The 22,676-nt window shown below is 59.8% G+C and carries 23 protein-coding genes and 5 tRNA genes; 10 read left to right on the top strand and 18 right to left on the bottom strand.

Features of this window, described 5'->3' with window-relative positions; all coding sequences use genetic code 11:
• Positions 1–290: 290 nt before the first annotated feature.
• Positions 291–1,286 (top strand): catabolite repressor/activator, encoded by a 996-nt coding sequence (gene cra, locus AC19YS_RS12440; RefSeq protein WP_200624355.1) that lies wholly within the window; start codon positions 291–293, stop codon positions 1,284–1,286.
• A 2-nt stretch (positions 1,287–1,288) separates the two neighbouring features.
• Positions 1,289–2,065: a TatD family hydrolase gene (locus AC19YS_RS12435; protein WP_200624354.1), complete on the top strand. Its 777-nt coding sequence runs from the start codon at positions 1,289–1,291 to the stop codon at positions 2,063–2,065.
• Here AC19YS_RS12435 and AC19YS_RS12430 read toward each other — a convergent pair.
• The 5 genes from AC19YS_RS12430 to AC19YS_RS12410 form a co-directional block, all read right to left on the bottom strand.
• Positions 2,012–2,440, bottom strand: coding sequence for a hypothetical protein (locus AC19YS_RS12430; protein WP_124416411.1), 429 nt, complete (start codon positions 2,438–2,440; stop codon positions 2,012–2,014). The two genes, AC19YS_RS12435 and AC19YS_RS12430, sit on opposite strands and share 54 nt — an antisense overlap.
• Before the next feature lie 127 nt (positions 2,441–2,567).
• Complete coding sequence (locus tag AC19YS_RS12425) at positions 2,568–3,272, bottom strand: methyl-accepting chemotaxis protein (RefSeq protein WP_372239722.1); 705 nt, start codon at positions 3,270–3,272, stop codon at positions 2,568–2,570.
• Positions 3,273–4,790: 1,518 nt separating this feature from the next.
• Positions 4,791–5,627, bottom strand: coding sequence for a regulatory signaling modulator protein AmpE (ampE, locus tag AC19YS_RS12420; protein WP_200624353.1), 837 nt, complete (start codon positions 5,625–5,627; stop codon positions 4,791–4,793).
• Positions 5,624–6,187 (bottom strand): 1,6-anhydro-N-acetylmuramyl-L-alanine amidase AmpD, encoded by a 564-nt coding sequence (gene ampD, locus AC19YS_RS12415; RefSeq protein WP_200624352.1) that lies wholly within the window; start codon positions 6,185–6,187, stop codon positions 5,624–5,626. Before ampD ends, ampE begins: the two co-directional genes overlap by 4 nt.
• A 61-nt stretch (positions 6,188–6,248) precedes the next feature.
• Positions 6,249–8,405 (bottom strand): DUF1631 domain-containing protein, encoded by a 2,157-nt coding sequence (locus AC19YS_RS12410; protein WP_200624351.1) that lies wholly within the window; start codon positions 8,403–8,405, stop codon positions 6,249–6,251.
• Between the two features lie 246 nt (positions 8,406–8,651).
• Between AC19YS_RS12410 and nadC the strand changes: the two genes are divergently transcribed.
• Complete coding sequence (gene nadC / locus AC19YS_RS12405; RefSeq protein ID WP_106578610.1) at positions 8,652–9,500, top strand: carboxylating nicotinate-nucleotide diphosphorylase; 849 nt, start codon at positions 8,652–8,654, stop codon at positions 9,498–9,500.
• A 43-nt stretch (positions 9,501–9,543) separates the two neighbouring features.
• On the opposite strand, the gene AC19YS_RS12400 is transcribed toward nadC, so the two are convergent.
• From AC19YS_RS12400 to AC19YS_RS12390, 3 genes are all read right to left on the bottom strand, one after another.
• The gene (locus tag AC19YS_RS12400) at positions 9,544–9,849 is read right to left on the bottom strand and encodes a DUF6388 family protein (RefSeq protein ID WP_106578609.1); all 306 of its coding nucleotides are present in this window, start codon (positions 9,847–9,849) and stop codon (positions 9,544–9,546) included.
• 153 nt (positions 9,850–10,002) lie between these two features.
• Positions 10,003–10,075: transfer RNA gene (locus tag AC19YS_RS12395), tRNA-Thr, on the bottom strand.
• A gap of 64 nt (positions 10,076–10,139) precedes the next feature.
• Positions 10,140–10,553 (bottom strand): pilin, encoded by a 414-nt coding sequence (locus tag AC19YS_RS12390; protein ID WP_106578608.1) that lies wholly within the window; start codon positions 10,551–10,553, stop codon positions 10,140–10,142.
• A 203-nt stretch (positions 10,554–10,756) separates the two neighbouring features.
• On the opposite strand from AC19YS_RS12390, the gene AC19YS_RS12385 reads away from it, so the two are divergent.
• From AC19YS_RS12385 to yacG, 4 genes are read left to right on the top strand one after another with little or no spacing between them, the layout of a single operon-like run.
• Positions 10,757–11,965, top strand: coding sequence for a type II secretion system F family protein (locus AC19YS_RS12385; protein WP_200624350.1), 1,209 nt, complete (start codon positions 10,757–10,759; stop codon positions 11,963–11,965).
• Positions 11,962–12,828, top strand: coding sequence for a prepilin peptidase (locus tag AC19YS_RS12380; RefSeq protein ID WP_200624349.1), 867 nt, complete (start codon positions 11,962–11,964; stop codon positions 12,826–12,828). The genes AC19YS_RS12385 and AC19YS_RS12380 overlap by 4 nt, the downstream gene beginning before the upstream one ends.
• Positions 12,825–13,448: a dephospho-CoA kinase gene (coaE, locus tag AC19YS_RS12375; RefSeq protein ID WP_200624348.1), complete on the top strand. Its 624-nt coding sequence runs from the start codon at positions 12,825–12,827 to the stop codon at positions 13,446–13,448. Before AC19YS_RS12380 ends, coaE begins: the two co-directional genes overlap by 4 nt.
• Positions 13,445–13,645: a DNA gyrase inhibitor YacG gene (gene yacG, locus AC19YS_RS12370; RefSeq protein WP_106578604.1), complete on the top strand. Its 201-nt coding sequence runs from the start codon at positions 13,445–13,447 to the stop codon at positions 13,643–13,645. The genes coaE and yacG overlap by 4 nt, the downstream gene beginning before the upstream one ends.
• Here yacG and AC19YS_RS12365 read toward each other — a convergent pair.
• The 3 genes from AC19YS_RS12365 to AC19YS_RS12355 form a co-directional block, all read right to left on the bottom strand.
• Complete coding sequence (locus AC19YS_RS12365; RefSeq protein ID WP_003171680.1) at positions 13,642–13,857, bottom strand: hypothetical protein; 216 nt, start codon at positions 13,855–13,857, stop codon at positions 13,642–13,644. The genes yacG and AC19YS_RS12365 overlap by 4 nt on opposite strands.
• A gap of 66 nt (positions 13,858–13,923) precedes the next feature.
• Entirely contained in the window at positions 13,924–14,613 is a 690-nt protein-coding gene (locus AC19YS_RS12360; RefSeq protein WP_200624347.1) for an energy-coupling factor ABC transporter permease, read from the bottom strand.
• Positions 14,610–15,077: an FAD/FMN-containing dehydrogenase gene (locus tag AC19YS_RS12355; protein WP_124416405.1), complete on the bottom strand. Its 468-nt coding sequence runs from the start codon at positions 15,075–15,077 to the stop codon at positions 14,610–14,612. Before AC19YS_RS12355 ends, AC19YS_RS12360 begins: the two co-directional genes overlap by 4 nt.
• 100 nt (positions 15,078–15,177) lie before the next feature.
• Here AC19YS_RS12355 and AC19YS_RS12350 point away from each other — a divergent pair, with 100 nt between their 5' ends.
• From AC19YS_RS12350 to AC19YS_RS12340, 3 genes are all read left to right on the top strand, one after another.
• Entirely contained in the window at positions 15,178–15,807 is a 630-nt protein-coding gene (locus AC19YS_RS12350) for a DUF1780 domain-containing protein (RefSeq protein ID WP_106578601.1), read from the top strand.
• 89 nt (positions 15,808–15,896) lie between these two features.
• The gene (locus AC19YS_RS12345) at positions 15,897–16,070 is read left to right on the top strand and encodes a DUF3094 family protein (RefSeq protein ID WP_064450648.1); all 174 of its coding nucleotides are present in this window, start codon (positions 15,897–15,899) and stop codon (positions 16,068–16,070) included.
• A gap of 60 nt (positions 16,071–16,130) precedes the next feature.
• Positions 16,131–17,429: an NAD(P)/FAD-dependent oxidoreductase gene (locus AC19YS_RS12340; protein WP_106578600.1), complete on the top strand. Its 1,299-nt coding sequence runs from the start codon at positions 16,131–16,133 to the stop codon at positions 17,427–17,429.
• Between the two features lie 58 nt (positions 17,430–17,487).
• Here AC19YS_RS12340 and AC19YS_RS12335 read toward each other — a convergent pair whose 3' ends face one another.
• The 7 genes from AC19YS_RS12335 to clpB form a co-directional block, all read right to left on the bottom strand.
• Positions 17,488–18,375, bottom strand: a complete 888-nt coding sequence (locus AC19YS_RS12335) for a LysR family transcriptional regulator (RefSeq protein WP_200624346.1) — start codon at positions 18,373–18,375, stop codon at positions 17,488–17,490.
• A 31-nt stretch (positions 18,376–18,406) separates the two neighbouring features.
• Positions 18,407–19,141, bottom strand: coding sequence for a cysteine hydrolase family protein (locus tag AC19YS_RS12330; protein WP_200624396.1), 735 nt, complete (start codon positions 19,139–19,141; stop codon positions 18,407–18,409).
• A 166-nt stretch (positions 19,142–19,307) separates the two neighbouring features.
• Positions 19,308–19,384, bottom strand: a tRNA-Pro gene (locus AC19YS_RS12325).
• A 94-nt stretch (positions 19,385–19,478) separates the two neighbouring features.
• Positions 19,479–19,554: transfer RNA gene (locus AC19YS_RS12320), tRNA-Lys, on the bottom strand.
• A 5-nt stretch (positions 19,555–19,559) separates the two neighbouring features.
• Positions 19,560–19,636: transfer RNA gene (locus AC19YS_RS12315), tRNA-Pro, on the bottom strand.
• Between the two features lie 10 nt (positions 19,637–19,646).
• Positions 19,647–19,722 (bottom strand) — tRNA-Asn (locus AC19YS_RS12310).
• A 302-nt stretch (positions 19,723–20,024) separates the two neighbouring features.
• Complete coding sequence (gene clpB, locus AC19YS_RS12305) at positions 20,025–22,589, bottom strand: ATP-dependent chaperone ClpB (RefSeq protein WP_119736524.1); 2,565 nt, start codon at positions 22,587–22,589, stop codon at positions 20,025–20,027.
• Positions 22,590–22,676: the final 87 nt, after the last annotated feature.

The following is a 22,676-nucleotide window of genomic DNA, read 5'->3' as shown; positions in this document are numbered from 1 at the left end:
TTCTCCTAGTTAGTGCGGTGGGCGCACTAGGTATTGTTTTGAATAAATCAGCGGGGCTGCGTTCAAAAATAGCTGACTGAGTGGTCAATTGGCAGTAGCCACTAAGTAGCGAACGTCGTAAAAATACGCTGGCTGAAACGTTTAATCTAGAATTTATGGCAGATTACGCGCTAATTATGCAAGCTTGAAGCGCCACTCGGCGCTTGAGCTCGGCCAATAGTCGTGTGCAGTAATCGGTTACGATTGGACAAAATGTCGGGGCAAGCTCTAAAAAACAAGGAAATCCCGGTTTGAAACTCAGTGATATCGCACGTCTGGCCGGTGTGTCCGTGACCACCGCAAGCTACGTCATCAATGACAAGGCCGCGCAACAACGCATCAGCAGCGCAACCGTCGAACGGGTGCGCGCGGTGGTTGAAGCCCATGGCTTTACCCCAAACCCTCAGGCGGCCGGGCTGCGCAGTCGGCACACGCGCACCTTGGGCTTTATCCTGCCGGACCTGGAAAACCCCAGTTACGCACGGATCGCCAAATTATTGGAACAAGGCGCACGGGCGCGCGGCTATCAGTTGCTGATCGCCAGCTCCGACGATGAGGCCGAGAGCGAGCGCCAATTGCTGCAGCTGTTCCGCGCGCGGCGCTGCGATGCGCTGTTTGTGGCCAGTTGCCTGCCGGCCAGCGATGACAGCTACCGTGAGCTGCAAGCTAAAGGGCTGCCAGTGATTGCGATCGACCGGGTGATGGAAACGGAGCAGTTTTGCTCGGTAGTCAGTGATGACCGCCAGGCCTGCCAGCAGTTGACCAGCAGCCTGCTGCAACCGTTGCCCAAACAGATCGTGCTGATCGGTGCGCGTCCCGAGCTGGGCATCAGCCAGGAGCGCGCCGCCGGTTTTCATGAAGCGCTGAAAGGCTTCACGGGTGAGGTCATCGTCGAACAGGGCGAGGCCTTCAGCCGAGATTGCGGCCGACAGCTGATGGAGCAACTTCTGCAACAACTGGGGCATTTGCCTGACGCGGTGGTGACCACTTCGTACGTGCTGCTGCAAGGTGTGTTCGACGCGCTGCAGGACTTCCCGCTCAAATCCCGGCCGCTGCGCCTGGGCACTTTTGGTGACACCCAGTTGCTGGACTTCCTGCCGCTGCCGGTCAACGCCATGGCCCAGCAACATCAGCTGATTGCCGACACCGCCCTGCGCCTGGCGTTGGCCGCCATCGAGGAAGAACAGTACCAGCCGGGCGTGCACGCCATCGGCCGGACCTTCAAGCAGCGTATTCACGAGACTTGAGCGTGGAGCTGATCGACACCCATACCCACCTGGACTTCCCGGACTTCGACCATGATCGCCGGCAAGTCCTCGCCCACAGTCGCCAACTCGGCGTGCAGCGCATGGTGGTGTTGGGCGTGTATCAGCAAAACTGGCAACGGCTGTGGGATCTGGTGCAGGAAGACGAAGGCTTGTTCGCCGCCTTCGGCCTGCACCCGGTGTACCTCGATGAGCATCGCCCCGCCGACCTGACAGAGCTGGGCGACTGGCTGACGCGCTTGAAGGGCCACCGGCAACTGTGCGCCGTCGGTGAAATCGGCCTGGATTACTTTCTCCAACAGCTGGACCGCGAGCGCCAGCAGCGCCTGTTTGAAGCGCAGCTGAAACTGGCGGTGGACTTCCAGCTCCCGGCGTTGCTGCACGTACGCCGCAGCCATGCAGCAGTGATCGCTACCCTCAAGCGCATTCGCCTGCCACGCGGCGGCATCATCCATGCGTTTGCCGGCAGTTTTGAGGAAGCCCGCGAGTACATCAAGCTGGGTTTCAAACTCGGCCTGGGCGGTGCCGCCACGTGGCCGCAGGCGCTGCGCATGCACAAAGTACTCGCGCGATTGCCCCTAGACGCGGTGGTGCTGGAAACCGACTCGCCCGACATGGCGCCCGCCATGTACCCAGGCCAGCGCAACAGCCCGCAACACCTGCCGGACATCTGCGCCGACTTGGCCGAACGCATGGCGATCAGCCCATTACTGCTGGCCGAGACGAGCACACGCAATGCGCGCGAGCTGTTCAACTGGTAGCGGTTTGACCGCCTGTAAGTTCAATGTCAGCCGTTGCCGATGGCGGGCGTAACGCAACACGAGAAAGTGCATCAGCACCGCCACCAGCGAAACGTTGAGCTGCCCGACAACGCTGAGCAACCCGACCCACTCAGCCACCAGCGCCACAATCAGCACCGAGCAGGTCAATACCACCATGCTCGGGGCCACCATGGCCCAGTGGTCCAGCGCCTTGAACTGGCGCAACTGCCTGGGGCATATCAACTGCAGGGTGCGTTGGCAATAGGGGCATTCGAAGGGCTCGTGGATGGCAATCGCATTCACTTGCCAGGGCTTGAGTTCAAACGTGATGTCGCAATGGGCGCAATGCCCTTTGATCCCCATGGCAGTGGCCATCGCTGTGCCTCCCTTGAACCGTGACGGGTTGAAACAAATTCTCACCCATTCAGGCATTCAAAAAAGGCACACACAGAAATCAGGACGGGCACCACGGCCTCCAAAGACCAAGTCCTACGCGCCTGCCCTACACACGAAACGCGCCGATCAATTGCTTCAATTCGACGACTTGCACCGACAGCAGCCGACTGGCCGTTTCGGTCTGATGCGCGCCCTCGGCGGCATGCTCGCCCGCACGATTGATGGCAACGATGTTCTGGTCGATATCGTGGGCAACGGCGGTTTGCTGCTCCACGGCCGCGGCAATCTGCTGGTTCTGATCGACGATCATACCGACGGCGCCCAGGATATTTTCCAGGGCTTGCTGGACCTTTTCCGACTGCCCCACGGTGCCATTGGCCATGGCATGGCTAGTGCCCATGGCCTTGACGGCCGCGCCGACACCGCTGTGCAGTCGGCTGATCATCTGTTCGATTTCTTCAGTGGACTGCTGGGTGCGTCGGGCCAGGGTGCGCACCTCGTCGGCCACCACGGCAAAACCGCGGCCCTGCTCGCCGGCGCGCGCCGCCTCAATCGCGGCATTCAGCGCCAGCAGGTTGGTTTGTTCGGCGATGCTCTTGATCACCTCGAGCACGCCACTGATCGACTGGCTGTCGGTGGCCAATTGGTTGATGACCTGCACTGACGCCTCTATCTCTGACGCCAGGCTCGCGATGCTGCCCTGCTGGGATTGCACCAGGCCCCGGCCGCTGACGGTTTCGTCGTTGACGCTGTGGGCACTGCTGACCGCCGCCGCCGCACTGCGCGCCACTTCCTGGGCGGTGGACGACATCTGGTTCATGGCCGTCGCCACCTGCTCGATCTGGCTGCGCTGCCCGGAAACCGCCTGGTTGCTGTGGGCCGACACGGCTTGCACTTGACCGGCTTGCAACTCGACCTGGCTGACGGTGTGACCGACGCGCTCGATCAAGTCATGAATCCTGGCCACCGTGCCGTTGAATACCTGGCCCAACTCCCCGAGTTCGTCGCGGCTGTGGGCAACAAAGCTGACGGTCATGTCGCCGCCCGCGACCTTGTCCATCATCGCCCCCAGGCGACGCAACGTGGTGCGGGTCGACGCATAGAAACCGGCATACAAATAAAAGATCAGCACAAACACCGCCACCAGCGCCGAGATCAGCACCACCATGTGCGTGCGTTTTTGAGCCAGACGCTGCTCAAGTTGCCGTTCGAGAAACGTCAGGGTCGCTTCATTGAGTTGGTAGGTTTGAGCCATCAACTGGCTGACGCTTTGATAAAAACCCTGCCACGGCGCATCGAGGGTTTCGGCCATCACCACCTGCTCTTCAAACAACTCGCTGCCGTGCTTGAGACTCGCGCTGCTGGCCGTCGCCAGAGGGTCGAGCGCCGTATGCGCGGCGGTGCTGGCGCCCAGTGCGTCCTGCAACTTCAGGGCGTACTCGGCCTGGAGTTTTTCCAGTTGCTGCAGCAGTTCATCAAAGCGCGTACTGGATGATGAATTCAGAAACCCCTGGCCCAAGGAGTACGCGCCCATGGCCCGCCCTTCACCCAGGGTTTGGGTGACTTGCGGGGTCACGCTGGTGACCAGGTCGCTGAGTTGGCGCAAATCGCCCTGAGGGTCACGGCTCAAGCCGGACTGGCTGGCGATGATCTGGCTGAGCATCTGGGCCTTGTTGAGCAATTTGCCAATCAGCGCGCTTTTGCTCAGCAGCGAGGTTTCCTGTTGCTGAGCGTTGAATGCGGCGATCATCTCGTCGCGCTTGCCATCAAAAACACGCGTGTGCTCAGGGTCGCCGGTCATCGCGTTGAGGCCTTGCAGGCGGCTCAACACGCTCTGTTCCAACGCACTGATCTTGCCCTCCAGATCACCGGCCTTGCCGGACTGCCCCAGCACCGCGTTGATCTGCACCTGGTTATTGAGGGTTTCCAGGTCACGGCGCAGCGCCAGGCTGCGGCCGAGCAGATCGAGGCTTTGCAGTTCGATGCGAGTGCCCTGCCATTGCGACCAGGAATCACGCACCAGGAAATAGTTGGTGGCCAGCATCGGCAGCAGGAACAGCACGCTGATCAGGCTGAATTTCATGCCGAAACTCAAGCGGTTCATCAGCGCGATGGCGGGATAGAGCAAGCTCTTCACAGGTGAACTCCCTTTCTATTATTTTTATTGAGGCGCAGGGGCGCACCGGCAGATAGCCACTATTTGGCGCTCTGTCTGTATAGCTCAATTTGAAAGGGAGTTTTGTAACGTAAGGTTAACGAGCTGTGGTAAGCGGTTTTTTGTGGCGTGGCAGCAAAGTCCCTCGCCACAAAAACCCGGTCGTCTGGCCAGCTACGGCAGTACGGTCCAGATCGCAAACCCGGCATACCACAGCACCGCCGCGCGCAGCAGCAGTTCCCACAGCCGATCCAGGCTGTTGATACCCTCAGGCCCCACCACGGGCGGTGGGATTTCAGCCGCCGCCAGGCCGACTTTTTCTACCAGTTGTGCAGCGCTGATGTCCCAGCTCAACAACTCATGCAACATCACGCGCCCAACCGCGACAAAGTTACCCACCAGGGCAAAACTTGCCGCCAGAAGGCGCACCGGCACCCAGTCAAACGCGTGACGCAATTGCCCGGCACGCTCGGCGACCTGCGGGTTCTGGCTGTATTCGCTGGCCAATGCCAATAGGCGATACGCCAACGCCGCCACCGGCCCCAACAGGAAGTACCAGAAGATCACTGCAAAAAAGCTTTGATAGGCCTGCCATAGCAAATGGCCTTGAAGGCGCTCCAGCAGTTGCTCGCCATTGTCAGCCACCACCTTCAGGTCTCGTTCGGCCACATGCTCGGCGGCCTGCAGGTCACCGCGTCGCCATGCATCGCGAAATGGCCCAAGCCCAGCCAGCAGATCGCCGCGCCCGAGGCTGTAAATCACCACCAGCAGATGCACCGGCAGCGCCAGCAGGCCATAAGCCACGGGTTCCAGCACCAACAGCAACAACGCCAGCAAGGCCACCGGCAGTAACACCAGCAGGACAAGAATCAGCCAGGGCCGCTTCCCCATACGCGGGCTGGATTCCAGCTTGGCCAGCTCACGCAACCATCCACCGTCGCGTTGTAACCGCTGACGCAAGGCCGAGAACTTCTCGATCCAGACCGCCAACACCAACACCAGGAAACTCATCGTGCGTGTCCTCCATCCTGCAGGGCGCTGCGAAAGCGCGTCCAATCAAAAGCCGGGCCCGGGTCGGTCTTGCGACCCGGTGCGATATCACTGTGACCACAAATACGCTGCCGGGTGATGTCTGGATAAGCCGCCAGCAGCTGTCGTGTGAGGTCAATCAGCGAAACATACTGAGCCTCGGTAAACGGTAGCTCGTCCGTCCCTTCCAGCTCGATTCCCAGGGAAAAGTCATTACACACCTCGCGCCCCTCGAAGCTCGATATCCCGGCATGCCAGGCGCGGTCCAGGCACGACACAAATTGCGTCACGCTGCCGTCGCGCTCAATCAGAAAATGCGCAGACACCCGTAGGTCGGCAATGCCTTCAAAGTAAGGATGTTGCGTGACATCCAGGCGATTCTGGAAAAACTCATGCACCTTGCCAGTGGCAAACTGTGCCGGTGGCAGGCTGATGTTATGCAGCACCAACAGTGAGATCTCGCCGGCGGGGCGCTCGTTGAAGTTGGGCGAAGGGCAATGGCGAATGCCCTGGCACCAACCGCTGGTGGGGTCCAACTGCATACGGGTTCCTTGATTGAGACGAGGTGTTACCAGTATGCCGCGTTCAGGCCTGCGGTTGCGATCACTTGCCGCGATTGAGTTGACGCAGGTTGCCCACCACACACGCCAACGCGCGGTCGAACAGCAGCCCGTCGTCCAGGGTACGCAGGGCTCCGCGCTTGAACGCCATGGCCAACTGGTCGGCACTTTTCTCCAGGACTTTGAGCCCGGTGCGGCTGACAAAAATGTAGCTGTTGGCCGGCGCCATGATCGCCGTCAACTTGCAGCGCAACGCTGTGGTTTCGTCCTGCTGGAACTCAAACCAGCCACCAACGCGCAGCTGGTGAGCCTTGAGCAGGTCCGGGTCATCGCTCGGCAAGGGTTGCAGTGAATCAGGCAACCCGACACTGAACGAAAACGGCTCACGCACTTTGATCAGCGCGTCGATGCATTCGCCTTCGGCAGACTGAACATGCATGGCTTGCAACTGAACAAAAAACTCACGGGTGCTGAAAGGGTCGAACGCCGCGCTGGTCAAGCCGTTGCGCAACGCCGTGAGCAGCCCGGGCAGTTGCTCCAGCAGGTGCCGGCCGGCCTCGGTGTCTGTCTGCAGACCCACACTCCAGATCAACTCGTCCATGGTGCGCACGCCCGCCTGCCACTGCACCGATTGTTCGCCGTGCTTGAGGCTGGCCAACAACAGCACCTGGCTCCACGCCTGTTGCAGAAAGCGCACCACCGATTGCGGCAAGACCTTGCCGAGCAAGCGCCGATTGAGCAGATCGGCCACACGTTCACGTGCGGCTTGCGTGCGTATGCGCCCTTCTTCGGCCTCACGGGTGTGTTGTTCAAGCAGCGCGCTACGGCGTTGTTCATCCGAGGTGAACGCAGTGAACTGCGCCAGCAGTTGGGAAAAAATCGTCAGGTCTTCGACGAAGTCATTCAACAAACACTGCACCACTTGCTCAATATGCAGGTACAGGCTGTCGCGCTGATAGTCATCGTGCGGGCTCCAGCCCATGGCAGCCGAGGCGATTTCATTAAGCAGTCGACGTGCCGGGTGGCTGGCGCGGCTGAAGAGGCTCTTGTCCAGCACCGCCACTTTCAACATCGGAATCTGCAAGCGCGCGATCAAGCCCTTGAACGCATCAGGCACGGTGCGATCGTTGAGGATGAACTCGAACAGCAAGGCGACCAGATTGATCACATCTTCATCGGCGCCTTCCACCACACGCGACTTGCCACTCTTGACGCTGACGCGGGTCAACAGTTGTTCAAGCTGGTTACGCAGGTCGAAATCGTCTTCGGCCTCAGGTTCTGGCACATATTGTTGCAAGTGCGAGAGCAGGCGCAGCAGGTCGCGCGAGGCAATGGGTTGCGGTTCGGCGCAGGCTTCCAGGGTAGGCGCCACGCTGCCACGCACCGCCGCCAACAAAACCTGCAGGGCGGCGAAGGCTTGCTGGCCGTTCTCATCCTGGGGCGGGTCGATGGTTGGCGGGTTGCCTTCACGCTGCTGGTCACGGGCGGCACGCCCGCCAGGCCGACGCGAGGGTACCGCCTTGAGTTCGGGCAAAACCCCGGTGGCGACCAGCAACTGATTGGCTTCGCCGAACAATTGGTCGGCGTCACTGAGCACGTACTTTTCAAACAGTTTGAGCATGATCAGCTTGACGCGAATCTCTACGCCCAGGCTGCGCCCCGCGCGCAGAAAGAACTCACACAGCAGCGCCGGACCCAACGGGTTGTCGCGCTCGCTCAGAGGCTTGCCAAGCAATGCACTCAGGCGCGCGGTCAGTTGGCCCAGCGCCAGGCCATCGCGATGTCGCACCCGGCCGAGCATGGCCTCCAGCGCAACGGCCTTTTCCAGTTCGTCGCTGGACGTGCCGCGCGCCGCCTCATACGACACCACCGGCACCAAATGCGGCTCGCCTGGCTCTGCATGGCCCAGACTGGCGAAAGCGGCAAACAGCTGCTCCATGAACACGCGTTCAAAATTTTTGCGCTTGAGGCGCAAGTCACGCATCGCTTCAAAGAAGATGTGATGGTCAACGTTACTGCGAGCCTTGTCGGCCATTTCGAACAGCGTGTCATCGGCGTTATCGAACAGTTCCTGCAGACCTTGCTGCAACTGTTGAGCAGCCTTGTCGCGAACCTGCAGCAACACCACCGGCAGGCGCGCAAGCGGCGATGGCGTGGCGTGCGCCTTGTTGATTGGCACCACCTTTCCGTCAATGTGCATCCTGGCCTCCTGAAACGGCGGTGTTGGGGTGGGGAACTATCAGCTACAGGCCCCGATGGGGGCTGCGAAAACCGGTTATCACCAGGACGTCAAAGCTATGACGCCAATTGTAAGGCGCGGGATTATCTTGCAAATGAGGGTAGTTGCGCCAGCAAACTCTGCCATTGCTGTGTAAATGAGTGTTGAGTCTGGGTTCACAGCCGCGCTGCCCCTATAATCCGAGGCACTTTGTTTGTGGAGCCTGTTATGCCGAATCTCCGTCTTGCCGACCTCACCGCCGAAATCGAAGCCAACGTGCGCCGTGCACTGCTGGAAGATATCGGCAGCGGCGACATCACTGCGCAACTGATTCCGGCCGAACGGCTGGCGAAGGCTACGATCATCACCCGCGACGCGGCCGTCATCGCCGGTACGGCCTGGGTCGATGCAGTGTTCCGCCAGCTTGATCCGCGGGTCGCGGTGCATTGGCAGGTTGCCGACGGTGAGCGTGTCAGCCCCAACCAGGCGCTGTTCCACCTTGAGGGCCCTGCCCGCTCACTGCTCAGCGGCGAACGCTGCGCGCTGAATTTTCTGCAGATGCTGTCAGGCGTTGCCACGCGCGCTCAGTACCTGGCGGATTTCGTCGCCACGACTCAGGTCAAGCTGCTGGACACCCGCAAAACCCTGCCGGGCCTGCGCCTGGCGCAGAAATACGCGGTGACCTGCGGCGGTTGTCATAACCACCGCATCGGGTTGTATGACGCATTCCTGATCAAGGAAAACCATATCGCGGCGTGCGGCGGGATTGCGCAGGCGATTACCGCCGCGCACAAGATCGCGCCGGGCAAGCCGGTGGAAATCGAAGTGGAAAGCCTGCAGGAACTGCGCGAAGCGCTGGCGGCGGGCGCCGACATCATCATGCTCGACGAATTGAGCCTGGATGACATGCGTGAGGCCGTGCGCCTGAATGCGGGCAAGGCCAAGCTGGAGGCCAGCGGCGGGATCAATGAAACCACGCTGCTGCCCATCGCCCAAACCGGAGTGGACTACATCTCCATCGGCGCAATGACCAAGGATGTGAAGGCGGTGGACTTGTCGATGCGGCTGAGCATCTGACGTTTTAATGCAGGCGCCGGCAAGCCGGCGCCTGCACAGTGTTTCAGATCGCGAGATTGTTCATCCCGCAATACTCGTTCCAGTCGACACCCAGCACCTCGGCGGCCTCCTTGTGCAAGGCCAGACGTGCGGCCTCGAACTCTTCCGGCGTCGAGGTGTACTTGAGGGTCAATTCCCATGGCTGCAGGCCCTGGGCTTCGGCCTCATCCTCAAATGACCATTGGATCTGGTCCCTTTGATCATCGGCGCTCAGGTCCTTGATCTCATCCAGCAGTTCCGGCGACTCCGCAACGTACTTTTTGAGGGCTGCTTCGTGCCGCGCTTCCTGGGTCATTTCTGGTGTGGTCATGTTGTTCTCTTAGATCGAGGAATGGGGATGCATCTGGGTCATCAAGGTTGCGCAGATACGAAAGAGCAAGCATGAATGCCGGCTCGTCTGGCCTTCAGAACCATTCTGGGATCATCTGAAAACAGTGTTGCCTTTTAAAACAGTGTTGCCTTGTGCCCGAGACAGGAATCGAACCTGCGACCTTCGCGTTACGAGTGCGCTGCTCTACCGGCTGAGCTACACGGGCGGTGGGCTAAAGCTAGCACCGCATTGGGCAGGCGGCAACTAACTCGCCTACCGCCCGACGGCCGTCAAGCCCCGTCGGCGCCGCAGCCTTTGGCAACGTATTGCGCTTCAGCCGTGGTCGCGCACGTCCAGCCCGTGGTGGCGCTGCGCGTCAACGTGATGGTCTTGCCCAGCACGGGCGCAGGCGCATCAAGAATTTCACAGCGAATGGAGCCTGCGCCGGTGGCCACATCGCCTGCCACGTCGATCTTGCAATTGGCAGTGGGACTGGTGCCGCCGATCAAGGCCAGGGTCGGTACGGTGCCCTGGTTGAGGGTGTCCTCGAAACCTGCCTTCAGCGCGGAAACTTCAGCCAACCCCGCGGTGAACTTGGCCTTGGCCTGGTACTTGGTATACATGGGCAAACCGATAGTGGCCAAAATGCCGATGATTGCCACGACGATCAACAGCTCAATCAAGGTAAAGCCTTTCTGACGCATCACATTCACTCTCCAGAATAAAAAACGCTCACAAGGCGCGTCCTGCGCCCCGCATTGTGCAACGGCGCCAGTGTACTCATCCACGCACGACCAATCGCCTGCAAGACGCACAATCTGACATTTTATCCTTCGCCGCCAGCCTGTCCGAATCCCTCACCTGACTAAGCTATAAATCTTCAACGACCTGTGTGCGGAAACGTGACATGAATGACGCTGCAACGATCTACGCCTGGGAAGGCATCAACCGCAAAGGACGCAGAGTCTGCGGGCAAACCACAGGCCAGAACCTGGCGCTGATCAAGGCACAACTGCGCGAGCAAGGGATTTGCCCCGGCCGCATCCGCAAGAAAACCCCACGCCTGCCAAGCTTCGCCCCGCCGATAAAACCCGCCGATATTGCCCTGTTCACCCGCCAGCTGGCGACATTACTGAAGGCAGGCATACCGCTGTTGCAGGCGTTCGACATCATTGGCGAAGGCTTCGACAACCGCCTGATGCGCCAGCTCATCAGGGGCTTGAAACAGGAAATCGCTGCCGGCAACAACCTGGCGGCCGCGCTGAAAAAACAACCGCGCTATTTCGATGACCTGTATTGCCACCTGATTGCCGCCGGCGAGCACGCCGGCGCCCTGGAAACGCTGCTGGAGCGCGTTGCCATCCATCTGGAAAAAAGCCAGCAGCTCAAGGCGCGCATCAAGAAGGCCATGACCTACCCCATCGCCGTCATTGTGATTGCAGGCCTGGTCAGCACGGTCTTGCTGATCCACGTGGTGCCGCAGTTCCAGAACCTGTTTGCCGGGGTCGATGGCACACTGCCGGGCTTCACCCTGAGTGTCATAGCCTTGTCCGAGTTCCTGCAGCATGCCTGGTGGATGGTGGCACTGGGCCTGGCCGCGACATTTATCGGGCTGCGCCACGCCTACCGCGAATCTGCCGGGCTTCGTCACTGGCTGGACCTTGGTTTGTTGAACGCGCCACTGGCAGGCACACTGGTGAAAAAAACCGCGGTTGCCCGCTACGCCCGCACACTCTCAACGACCTTCGCCGCGGGCGTGCCGTTGGTGCAGGCGCTGGATTGCGTGGCGGGAGCGGTGGGAAATGGGTTGTTCAAACAGGCGATCGAGCATATGCGTCACGATGTATCCACTGGCATGCAGTTGCACCAATCCATGGCCAACTGCCGCCTGTTTCCCAGTATGGCAATCCAGATGACGGCCATCGGGGAAGAATCGGGAACCCTGGACCGCATGCTGGAAAAAGTCGCCAATCACTACGAGGCCGATGTGCAAAACCTGGTCGATAACCTCACCAGCCTGATGGAGCCCCTGATCATGGTGGTATTGGGCGGTATCGTTGGCGCACTGGTGATAGCCATGTACCTGCCAGTGTTCCAGTTGGGGTCGGCATTTTGAACCCGTTGCTGAATGAACAACCGTGGCTTTTTGTCGGGCTGGCACTGGTGCTGGGCCTGATTGTCGGCAGTTTCCTCAATGTGCTGGTGTGGCGCCTGCCGAAAATGCTCGAGCGCGAATGGCGCGCCCAGGCCCAGGAGGTGCTCGGCTTGCCTGCTGACCCTGCGGGCCCGGCTTACAACCTGGTGCGCCCTCACTCCTGCTGCCCCCGGTGCAATCATCCGATTCGCGCGTGGGAAAATATTCCGCTGCTCAGTTACCTGCTGCTCAAGGGGCGTTGTGCCCATTGTCGTGAACCTATCAGTGCCCGCTACCCGTTCACCGAACTTGCCAGCGCGCTGGTCACGGCGGCGGTAGCCTGGCATTTCGGCTTCGGCTGGCAAGCCGGTGCAGTGATGCTGCTGAGCTGGGGGTTGCTGGCGATGAGCCTGATCGATGTGGATCATCAACTGCTGCCCGACGCTCTGGTGTTGCCGCTGTTATGGCTGGGGCTGATTCTCAACAGCGTGGGCTTGCTGGCAACGCTGCCGGATGCGCTTTGGGGGGCGGTCATCGGATACATGAGCCTGTGGACGGTGTTCTGGCTGTTCAAGATGATCACCGGCAAGGACGGCATGGGCTATGGCGACTTCAAGTTATTGGCCTTGCTCGGCGCCTGGGGTGGCTGGCAGATTCTGCCGATGACACTGCTGATGTCTTCGTTGCTCGGGGTGCTTGCAGGGCTGATCCTGCTGCGCTTGCGCAAGCCCCAGGGGTCGGCACCGATGCCGTTTGGTCCGTGTCTGGCGATTGCCGGCTGGATTGCATTGCTCTGGGGTGGTCAAATAACCGACTTCTATTTGCAGTCTGTCGGTTTCAAATGACCACTTCTGTCGCAACACCCTGGATTCTTGGCCTCACCGGCGGCATCGGTAGCGGCAAAAGCGCGGCCGCTCAGCACTTCATGGATTTGGGCATCGACCTGGTCGACGCCGACCATGCCGCGCGCTGGGTGGTTGAGCCCGGCCGCCCGGCATTGAAGCAAATCACCGAGCACTTCGGTGCAGGCGTGCTGTTACCCGACGGCCAGCTGGACCGCGCCGCGTTGCGCAAACTGATTTTTGAGGTGCCGCAAGAACGCCGCTGGCTGGAAGCCTTGCTGCACCCGCTGATTGGCGAGGAGATTCGCAGCCACCTGGCGCGCGCGCGGTCGCCTTACGCGATCCTGGTGTCACCGCTGCTGATCGAGTCCGGCCAGTACAGCATGACCCAGCGCATCCTGGTGATTGACGTGCCGCAATCACTGCAAATTCAGCGTACCCTGCAGCGCGACGGCATCAGCGAACAGCAGGTGCAGGCGATTCTGAAGGCCCAGTCCAGCCGTGAAGACCGCCTGAACCATGCCGATGACGTGCTGGTCAATGACCAGGACCTCGCCTGGCTGCACAGCGAGGTCGAGCGACTGCACCACTTTTACCTTACTTTGTGTGGAGGCCGATCATGAGCCAACCTATGACCGTCGACTGCCCAACCTGCGGTGCACCCGTGGAATGGAAAACAGACAACCTCAATCGGCCGTTTTGCTCGGACCGTTGCAAACTCATCGACCTGGGCGCCTGGGCATCAGAGGAGCACAAGATTCCGGTCAGCCCGGATGCCGAAGACGACCTGTTCTCCGAAGACTTTCAGCCTAAGCACTAAGGCCGCATAAAGGCGTATTCCTGCTGGTCGTCGAGGTTCTCTGCAAGGTATTGCAGCTCGTCGGCCAGGTCTTCGAAACTGCGCACACCTTTACTCTGCTGCACCACGGCGCTGAGCATGGCGCGCAAGGTCAAGCCTGGGTCGAAACCGATTTCCTGTGCGGCGTCCTGACTTCTGCGCAACTCCTGCCGTGCCCATTCATACACACTCATGCCCTGCGCTCCTTCAAGAATTTCGCAGAGCATGGGCCTGTGTGGCCGCCCGGGATTTGATCTGGGTCAACGCCGCGAATCGTCGTCCTTCCCTGGCGCAGAGAGGTAGCGCGTACGGTTGAAGGTCTCAAGCCACTCCGGGCAAAACACCACCAGGGCGCTGATGACCATGCCGTTGATAAAGGCTTCGGGGAAGATGATCAGCCACAGGTAGCCGATGAAGTCTTCCAGCCACTCCGGCATCGCAAAACGCCCGTCAAACCACAGCAACCCCAGCGCAGCCAGCAAACAGAGCAGCGCCGACAGTGCGGCGGCGAAAAAGCCCGAGCAGAAGATATACACAAAGGGATTGCGGGGTTGGGCGCGCTCTACCAGCACTGCACAGCCTTCCGTGACCAGCACCGGCAACACGATCAGCAGCAGGCCATTGACCCCGACGGCGGCCAAGTCCTGACGCCCCAGCAGCACCAGCCCGAACTGCGCCGCCAACCCGCCGACGATTGCCAGAGGCCAGTCGAGCAGCAGGGTCACGGCGGTCATGCCGATAAAGTGGTAGGAAACGCCCGTATCGAAATCCCGCCGCACCAGCCACAACATGAACAGCGCGAACACCGTACCAAACAGCAGATGCTGACGCCGCCGGTCGGCGAACAGCTCGACCCATGGCGAGCGCAGGATTGCCCACATCACCACGGGCGCATACAACAGCCAGCCGATGCTGAGGGTTTCCGGCGCCAGCACGGCGGCACTGATCACGGCTTCACCTGCTCCAGTGCCTGGCGCAGCTCGTCGGCGGAGCTGTATTCGTGCTGCGCAATCAACTTGCCGCTATCGAGTTGCAGCCACAGCACTTTATCCACAGCCCCAGGGTAACGCGGGGCAATACGCGCATCACGGTCCAGCATGACCCGGTAGTTGTAGGCCTGCATCGCCGGCACGGCGAACAGCTTGGCGATGAGCCGGGGCATGCGCTGGATATCGGCGATGAACACCGCGTGGCGCGCCTCGAGGTAGCCCTTGGGCTGACCTTGCAGCGCGGCATCTACCTGCTTGGCGGCGTCCATGCTGCGGGCTACCAGCAAAATCTGCGCCTGGTCATCCAGGGTGTAGGCCTGGTCGAACTGGTCGAGCAGGGTCCATGGCGCCACGCGCTCACCCACCTCAACGGCTTGGGCCCACAACGGTAAAAGGCTCAGCAACAGCACCACGAAAAACTTCACCGCAGACTCCTTGATTCGAATGAGGGTCGAGTAGCCAGTCTACACCGGCCGTTTAAAGCAAGACTTCCTGCGGTCATCATTTGGACGCTAAGCTGCAAATATGGATGACTCAGATTACTTGCGCCTGCTCACCGTAGCGGCCGAACAAGCCAATGCGTTCCTGTCCAATGCCCGCAAATGGGAGCGTGAGCGTTGGGTCTGCCAGCGCCTGCTGCAAGGCTTGAATGTGCCCTACCGGGCCGAGGAGTTTCATGCCGCCGGTCAAGAACCGCCGGATGTGTTGTTTCGCGACGCCTGTTTCGAGGTGTTTTTTGTATTGGATGAAGGCCGGCGCCTGAACGACGAATGGCGCGATGAGTTGCTGCGCCGACGCAGCGCGTTTTCCCTGAGCCAGTTGGTCCGGCGCGAAGCCAAGCCGCGGCGTATCCCCGCCCATGAATTCCTGTTGCGCCTGGCGCCGACGCTGCGCAAAAAAGCGCATAACTATAAAGAACGCGGCATTGACCTGGGCGAGCTGGACCTCATCGCCTTCACCAGCCTCAAGCGCGAAGTGCTGGACCTCAACAGCCATTTTCCGCCCCCCACCGAATACTTGCGCCAGGGCTGGCGCTCGCTGTCGCTGGTCGGGCCGACCTTTGCCCGGGTACTGTTCGCTCATCCTGATGCCCCGGATTTCTTGCGCAACAACTTGGGCCGCAGCATAGTATTCGACGTGGGCATCAGCCTGTGACGCGGGCACAGGCTACGCTTGTGGCGACACCGCCAATCTGCTGACTGTAACGTGGCGCCCTTTTGCAACGTCTACCTGACGAGGCCTTTATGACCAGCCGCCTGAACCCCGATGACCAACAGCATGTCGAAGAGTACCTGCAACTCTCCCAGAACCGAGTCGAGCGCAAGCCTTTCCGGCCGTGGCTGCTCCTTGGTGTGGTGCTGGTGGCGGTGATCGGGCTCGGTCTGCTGAGCCGCCTTTTGAGTTACCTGACGCTATGAGCTGCCTGGCGCTCGCGGGGGTAACTGCTCCGATTTCTTTTAGCCTTGCGAGATATTCCCATGACCCATCGTATTATTATTGTCGGCGGCGGCGCCGGCGGCCTGGAGTTGGCTACCCGCCTGGGTAAGACCCTGGGCAAGCGCGGCACCGCCAGCGTTACGCTGGTGGACGCCAACCTGACCCACATCTGGAAGCCACTGCTGCACGAAGTGGCTGCCGGCTCGCTGAACTCTTCTGAAGACGAACTCAATTATGTTGCCCAGGCCAAATGGAACCACTTCGAGTTCCAGCTGGGGCGCATGAGCGGACTTGACCGTGAACAGAAAAAGATTCAGCTGGCCGCCACCCTTGACGAAGAAGGCCGCGAACTGGTGCCTGCGCGCGTGCTGGGCTATGACAGCCTGGTGATCGCAGTCGGCAGTACCACCAATGATTTCGGCACCGAGGGCGCAGCGCAACACTGCCTGTTCCTCGACACACGCAAGCAGGCCGAGCGTTTCCACCAGCAGTTGCTCAACCACTACCTGCGCGCCCATGCCGGGCAGACCGATACCATTGAACAGATCAGCGTTGCCATCGTCGGCGCCGGCGCCACCGGCGTTGAGCTGGCCGCCGAGCTGCATAACGCCGCCCACGAGCTGGCAGCGTACGGCCTGGACAAGATCAAACCGGAAAACATGCACATCACCCTGATCGAAGCCGGCCCGCGGGTATTGCCCGCGTTGCCGGAACGAATTGGCGGGCCGGTGCATAAAACCCTGGAGAAACTCGGGGTCACCGTGCTGACCAATTCGGCGGTCAGTGAAGTGACGGCCGACGCCCTGATCACCAGCAGCGGCCAGGTCATTCCGGCCAGCTTGAAAGTGTGGGCCGCCGGGATTCGCGCGCCGGGCTTCCTCAAGGACATCGACGGTCTGGAAACCAACCGCATCAACCAATTGCAGGTGTTACCGACGCTGCAGACCACCCGCGACGAAAATATCTTCGCCTTTGGCGACTGCGCCGCCTGCCCGCAACCAGGCACCGACCGCAATGTACCGCCCCGCGCACAAGCCGCTCACCAGCAGGCTTCGTTGCTGGCCAAGTCGCTGAAACTGCGGATTGAAGGCAAGGACCTGCCGTCCTACAAGTACACCGACTATGGCTCGCTGATCTCGCTGTCACGTTTCTCGGCGGTGGGTAACTTGATGGGCAACCTGACCGGCAGCGTGATGCTGGAAGGCTGGCTGGCGCGGATGTTCTATGTATCGCTGTACCGCATGCACCAGATGGCGTTGTACGGTTTCTTCCGCACGGCCATGCTGATGCTCGGCAGCAAGATCGGGCGCGGAACCGAGCCAAGGCTCAAGCTGCACTGATTGACTGAACGGCAGAAAAAAATCCCCCTATCTCACGATAGGGGGATTTTTTATTGGGCTAAATCTGCTGGTAGAACTCAGCCATGTAATCGACAAACGCCCGCACCTTCGGCGCCAAGTGCCGGGACTGTGGATAAAGGGCGTAATAGTGCCGCTCGCCCAATGAATAATTGGGCAGAATTCGCACAAGCTGACCGTGCGCCAAGTCGCTGTGCACAGTGGCCTGGGTGAAACACGCAATACCCGCCCCCGCCAACGTGGCCGCGTGCAACGCACTGATGGTGTTGGTGCTGAACCGCCCCGAGGGGGTGACCGTAACCACCGCGCCACGCGCCGCGTTCAGTTGCCAATCCGACGAAGCCCCAATGAAAGTCAGCAAGTGATGGTTGTTGAGCTCCTGCGCCGAACGCGGCAACCCATGGCGGCCGATGTAGCTCGGCGACGCGACCAGAACCTGGCTGGACAGGGTCAACGTGCGGGCAATCAATGACGTGTCTGCCAGGGCGCTGGCAATGCGTATCGCGACATCAAACCCGTCGGCCACCAGGTCGACGAACTGATCATCACAGCACAGCTGCAGCTCAATATCCGGATACCGTCGTTGAAAACCCGGTAGCCAGTGCGGCAGATCCAGTGTGCCCACCACCAGCGGCACACTGACCCTCAGCAGGCCTTCGGGGCGCTGGTGCCCGTGGGCGATGGCCTGGGATGCAGCGTCGAGACGATCAAGGATATCCACGCACGCGACGTAGTACTGCTCCCCGGCCGCCGTCAGACTGAAGCGTCGCGTGTTGCGGTTGATCAGTTGAGCGCCCAGCTCAATCTCCAATTGCTGCAATTGCCGGGAAATCGTCGAATGCGTGGTCTCCAGGCGCTCTGCGGCTGCAGAAAAACCCTTGGCTTCGACGATGCACCGAAAGGCGCGCATGGCAGATAACTGGTTCATGAAGCAGGCGATCCCAAGGTGGTCAGGGGAATCAGTTAACCGGCAAAGCGATAATTTGCGAGGTGGTCAGCACCGAACCGAAGGTGTCTTCGATTTCAGCCAGTGCCGAGTTGTGCAACTCATCCTTGGTTACCGAACGGCCATCGGCGCGGGTAATAGCCCGGGTGGCACTGGCATCGGATGCTACCACAACGTCATAGCCCAACGGCGCGGCGTCACGGGCGGCGCCGGCGACACAGGCGTGAGTCATCAGGCCACTGATAATCAGGGTTTTGACGCCGGCTTTCTTCAATTGCGCATCCAGGTCGGTGCTGGCAAACACGCTGACCGTGGTCTTCTGCACGAGCTTGTCTTGTGCACGAGGCTTCATCAGCGGGTGAAAATCGACGGTCTTGCCATTCTTGGCGAAGACCGCCGCGTCGTCCGGGGCAATGTGCTGCACGTGAATGACCGGGATGCTTTCCTTGTCGGCAAACCTGATCAGACGCTGGGTGTTTTCCAGGGCTTTCATGCCGTCAGGGATCGGCATGCGGCCGGTGAAGTATTCATTCTGGAAGTCGATGATCAGCAAAGCGGTGGTTTTCGGGTCAAGACGGTCGGTCGGCTTTGCCCCCAACATCGCGCGAATGGTCGGCTGCGGGTGTGCGGTTGTTTCAGCGGCGACAGCGTAAGGGCCGAGGCCCACCATCATACCGAGGCCAACGAGCGTGGACTTGAGTACGGCAGATAGCGAACGGACAGGGAGAGCGGTTGGAGTGAGGATCATCATGCAGATTCCTTGAGGCGAGTGAATTGACGAGGCCCAGTCTAGGAGGCCGCGATCAGTGCACCAACGCACCCATCAGCACAATATCTGTTTGGAATTCGCACAAGTGAGGCCAAACAACAGGCAAAAAAAATCCCCGTATCTTTCGATACGAGGATTTTTAATATGGTCGGGGTAAGGGGATTCGAACTCCTGACATCCTGCTCCCAAAGCAGGCGCGCTACCGGACTGCGCTATACCCCGGTAAAAAAAAGGCGACCTTTCAGTCGCCTTCTGCGACCAGGGCTTTTGACCTCTGATCTTAAGATCTGATCCCAGCGTTAACTGGTCTCAAAAATGGTGGGTCGTGTGGGATTCGAACCTACGACCAATTGGTTAAAAGCCAACTGCTCTACCAACTGAGCTAACGACCCAAAAATGGTCGGGGTAAGGGGATTCGAACTCCTGACATCCTGCTCCCAAAGCAGGCGCGCTACCGGACTGCGCTATACCCCGGTTTTGAAATTGGCTCCGTGACCAGGACTCGAACCTGGGACCCAATGATTAACAGTCATTTGCTCTACCGACTGAGCTATCACGGAACTACATATTTCAAATGTGTAACTTTACTGCGTTGAAACGTTCTCTTCGGCTTGTCCGTATCGCTACGTTCATGTCTCTGAGGCGCGCTATTCTACAATCTTAAAAACCCCTGTCAACCCTTTAAATTGCTTTTAAGACAATGATTTGCGCTTCTTTCTGATTTCTTCTTGGGGAGAAGAAACCCGTGGGCTGACGTTGCTGCGGGGCGCACTTTACAAGCCTTTGCCTTACAGTTCAACGCCCTATCGAAAAAAAAGGCCCCGCAATGCGGGGCCTCCTCTTATAGCCATACAGGCTGGGCTCAGTGGAAGACGATTTCGTCGTTTTCCACAGTCGCCGTGACACTGGTGCCCGGCATGAAGCTGCCCGACAGGATCAACTGCGCCAATGGGTTCTCGATCCAGCGCTGGATCGCACGTTTCAGTGGCCGTGCGCCATACACCGGGTCGTAACCCACCGCGATCAGCTTGTCCAACGCCTCGCTGCTCAGCTCCAGGTCGAGCTCGCGCTCGGCCAGGCGGCCACGCAGGCGCCCCAACTGGATCTCGGTGATGCCCGCAATCTGATCCCGCGCCAGAGGCTCGAAGATCACCACTTCATCGACCCGGTTGATAAATTCCGGACGGAAATGAGAGGTCAGCGCATCCATCACCGCGGCGCGCTGGCCTTCGCGATCACCCACCAACTCCTGAATCTGCGCCGAGCCCAGGTTGGAGGTCATCACGATCACCGTATTACGGAAGTCCACGGTACGCCCGTGGCTGTCCGTCAGACGGCCGTCTTCCAGCACCTGCAGCAGGATGTTAAACACATCCGGGTGGGCCTTCTCGACCTCGTCCAGCAGGATCACCGAGTAAGGCTTGCGACGCACGGCTTCGGTCAGGTAACCGCCCTCTTCGTAGCCCACATAGCCTGGTGGGGCGCCGATCAAGCGAGCCACCGAGTGCTTCTCCATGAATTCGGACATATCGATCCGCACCATGGCCTCTTCGGTATCAAAGAGGAACTCGGCCAAAGCCTTGCACAGCTCGGTCTTACCCACGCCAGTTGGGCCGAGGAACATGAACGAGCCACTCGGACGGTTCGGGTCGGACAAGCCGGCCCGGGAACGCCGTACCGCGTTGGACACAGCCACCACGGCCTCTTCCTGGCCGATGACGCGCTGGTGCAACAGGCTTTCCATCTTCAGCAGCTTGTCGCGCTCGCCTTCAAGCATTTTCGACACCGGGATACCGGTCCACTTCGAAACGACTTCGGCGATTTCCTCCTCGGTCACCTTGCTGCGCAACAATTGGTTCTCGGGCTTACCGTGCTGGTCGACCATTTGCAGGCTGCGCTCCAGGTCCGGGATCACCCCGTACTGCAACTCGGCCATGCGATTCAGGTCACCTTTACGGCGCGCGGCTTCCAGTTCCTGCCGAGACTGCTCGATCTTTTGCTGAATCTGCGCAGAACCCTGCACCTCGGCTTTTTCCGAGGTCCAGATTTCCTCGAGGTCTGAATATTCACGCTCCAGACGCACGATTTCTTCCTGGAGTTTTTCCAGGCGTTTCTTCGCAGCCTCGTCTTCTTCTTTCTTCAGGGCCTGGGATTCAACCTTCAGTTGAATCAGGCGCCGATCCAGACGGTCGAGCACTTCAGGCTTGGAGTCGATCTCCATGCGAATACGGCTGGCCGCTTCGTCGATCAGGTCGATGGCCTTGTCCGGCAACTGGCGGTCAGTGATGTAGCGATGGCTCAATTTGGCAGCCGCAATAATCGCCCCGTCAGTGATCGCCACCTTGTGGTGGACCTCATAGCGTTCTTTCAGGCCACGCAGGATCGCGATGGTGTCTTCTTCGCTGGGTTCTTCCACCAGCACTTTCTGGAAACGACGCTCAAGGGCCGCGTCTTTCTCGATGTACTGGCGGTACTCGTTCAGCGTGGTAGCGCCAACGCAATGCAGCTCACCGCGCGCCAAGGCTGGCTTGAGCATGTTGCCGGCATCCATCGAGCCCTCGCCTTTACCGGCGCCGACCATGGTGTGCAGTTCGTCGATGAACAGAATGATCTGCCCTTCCTGCTTCGACAGTTCATTAAGCAGGGATTTCAGGCGCTCTTCGAACTCGCCACGGAACTTGGCGCCGGCGATCAGCGAGCCCATGTCCAAAGACAGCAGACGTTTGCCTTTAAGACCGTCCGGCACTTCACCATTAATGATGCGCTGGGCCAGGCCTTCGGCAATCGCGGTTTTACCCACGCCAGGCTCACCAATCAGCACCGGGTTGTTCTTGGTGCGGCGCTGCAGCACCTGGATGGTGCGACGAATTTCGTCATCACGGCCGATCACCGGGTCAAGCTTGCCTTCTTCGGCGCGCTTGGTCAGGTCGACAGTGTATTTGTCCAGGGCCTGGCGCGACTCCTCGTGGTTGGGGTCATTCACCGCCTCGCCGCCACGCAGGTTGTTGATGGCGTTTTCCAGGGCCTTTTTGCTCACGCCCTGGCCCAGCAACAACTTGCCAAGCTTGCTGTTGTCGTCCATCGCCGCGAGCAGTACCAGTTCGCTGGAGATGAACTGATCACCTTTTTGCTGAGCCAGGCGATCTGCCTGGTTAAGCAGGCGCGCCAGGTCCTGCGACATGTTCACGTCGCCGGTAGGGTTTTGGATTTTTGGCAGTTGGTCGAGCTCTTTGCTCAACTCTTTGCGCAGGCTGTTGACGTCAAAGCCCACCTGCATCAGCAAGGGCTTGATAGAACCACCTTGCTGTTCCAGAAGCGCCTGCATCAAGTGCGCAGGCTCAATCGCCGGATGGTCGAGGCCGACCGCCAGGGATTGGGAGTCTGATAGAGCTAACTGCAATTTGCTGGTTAAACGATCAATACGCATTAGTCACCTTCCTTTTGAGCAGGCCGGAGCTATTTGCGAGCGAGCTTGCTCGCGAGTAACGCATCCTGAATGAAGAAACCTGCCAGA

It is taken from the genome of Pseudomonas sp. MF08831, assembly GCF_059862645.1.
Note: the sequence above shows the minus strand (reverse complement) of the source record. Positions and strands in the feature narration are given on the sequence as shown.

What these genes read in the sequence shown, in the direction of transcription:
- AC19YS_RS12340 (WP_106578600.1), top strand. Translation starts at nt 16,131, where the DNA reads ATGACCCATCGTATTATTATTGTCGGCGGCGGCGCCGGCGGCCTGGAG.
- nadC (WP_106578610.1), top strand. Translation starts at nt 8,652, where the DNA reads ATGCCGAATCTCCGTCTTGCCGACCTCACCGCCGAAATCGAAGCCAAC.
- AC19YS_RS12430 (WP_124416411.1), bottom strand. Translation starts at nt 2,440, where the DNA reads ATGGCCACTGCCATGGGGATCAAAGGGCATTGCGCCCATTGCGACATC.
- AC19YS_RS12390 (WP_106578608.1), bottom strand. Translation starts at nt 10,553, where the DNA reads ATGCGTCAGAAAGGCTTTACCTTGATTGAGCTGTTGATCGTCGTGGCA.
- clpB (WP_119736524.1), bottom strand. Translation starts at nt 22,589, where the DNA reads ATGCGTATTGATCGTTTAACCAGCAAATTGCAGTTAGCTCTATCAGAC.
- AC19YS_RS12330 (WP_200624396.1), bottom strand. Translation starts at nt 19,141, where the DNA reads ATGATCCTCACTCCAACCGCTCTCCCTGTCCGTTCGCTATCTGCCGTA.
- coaE (WP_200624348.1), top strand. Translation starts at nt 12,825, where the DNA reads ATGACCACTTCTGTCGCAACACCCTGGATTCTTGGCCTCACCGGCGGC.
- ampE (WP_200624353.1), bottom strand. Translation starts at nt 5,627, where the DNA reads ATGAGTTTCCTGGTGTTGGTGTTGGCGGTCTGGATCGAGAAGTTCTCG.
- AC19YS_RS12400 (WP_106578609.1), bottom strand. Translation starts at nt 9,849, where the DNA reads ATGACCACACCAGAAATGACCCAGGAAGCGCGGCACGAAGCAGCCCTC.
- AC19YS_RS12385 (WP_200624350.1), top strand. Translation starts at nt 10,757, where the DNA reads ATGAATGACGCTGCAACGATCTACGCCTGGGAAGGCATCAACCGCAAA.
- AC19YS_RS12365 (WP_003171680.1), bottom strand. Translation starts at nt 13,857, where the DNA reads ATGAGTGTGTATGAATGGGCACGGCAGGAGTTGCGCAGAAGTCAGGAC.
- AC19YS_RS12410 (WP_200624351.1), bottom strand. Translation starts at nt 8,405, where the DNA reads ATGCACATTGACGGAAAGGTGGTGCCAATCAACAAGGCGCACGCCACG.
- AC19YS_RS12335 (WP_200624346.1), bottom strand. Translation starts at nt 18,375, where the DNA reads ATGAACCAGTTATCTGCCATGCGCGCCTTTCGGTGCATCGTCGAAGCC.
- AC19YS_RS12425 (WP_372239722.1), bottom strand. Translation starts at nt 3,272, where the DNA reads ATGTCGTCCACCGCCCAGGAAGTGGCGCGCAGTGCGGCGGCGGCGGTC.
- yacG (WP_106578604.1), top strand. Translation starts at nt 13,445, where the DNA reads ATGAGCCAACCTATGACCGTCGACTGCCCAACCTGCGGTGCACCCGTG.
- ampD (WP_200624352.1), bottom strand. Translation starts at nt 6,187, where the DNA reads ATGCAGTTGGACCCCACCAGCGGTTGGTGCCAGGGCATTCGCCATTGC.
- AC19YS_RS12345 (WP_064450648.1), top strand. Translation starts at nt 15,897, where the DNA reads ATGACCAGCCGCCTGAACCCCGATGACCAACAGCATGTCGAAGAGTAC.
- AC19YS_RS12350 (WP_106578601.1), top strand. Translation starts at nt 15,178, where the DNA reads ATGGATGACTCAGATTACTTGCGCCTGCTCACCGTAGCGGCCGAACAA.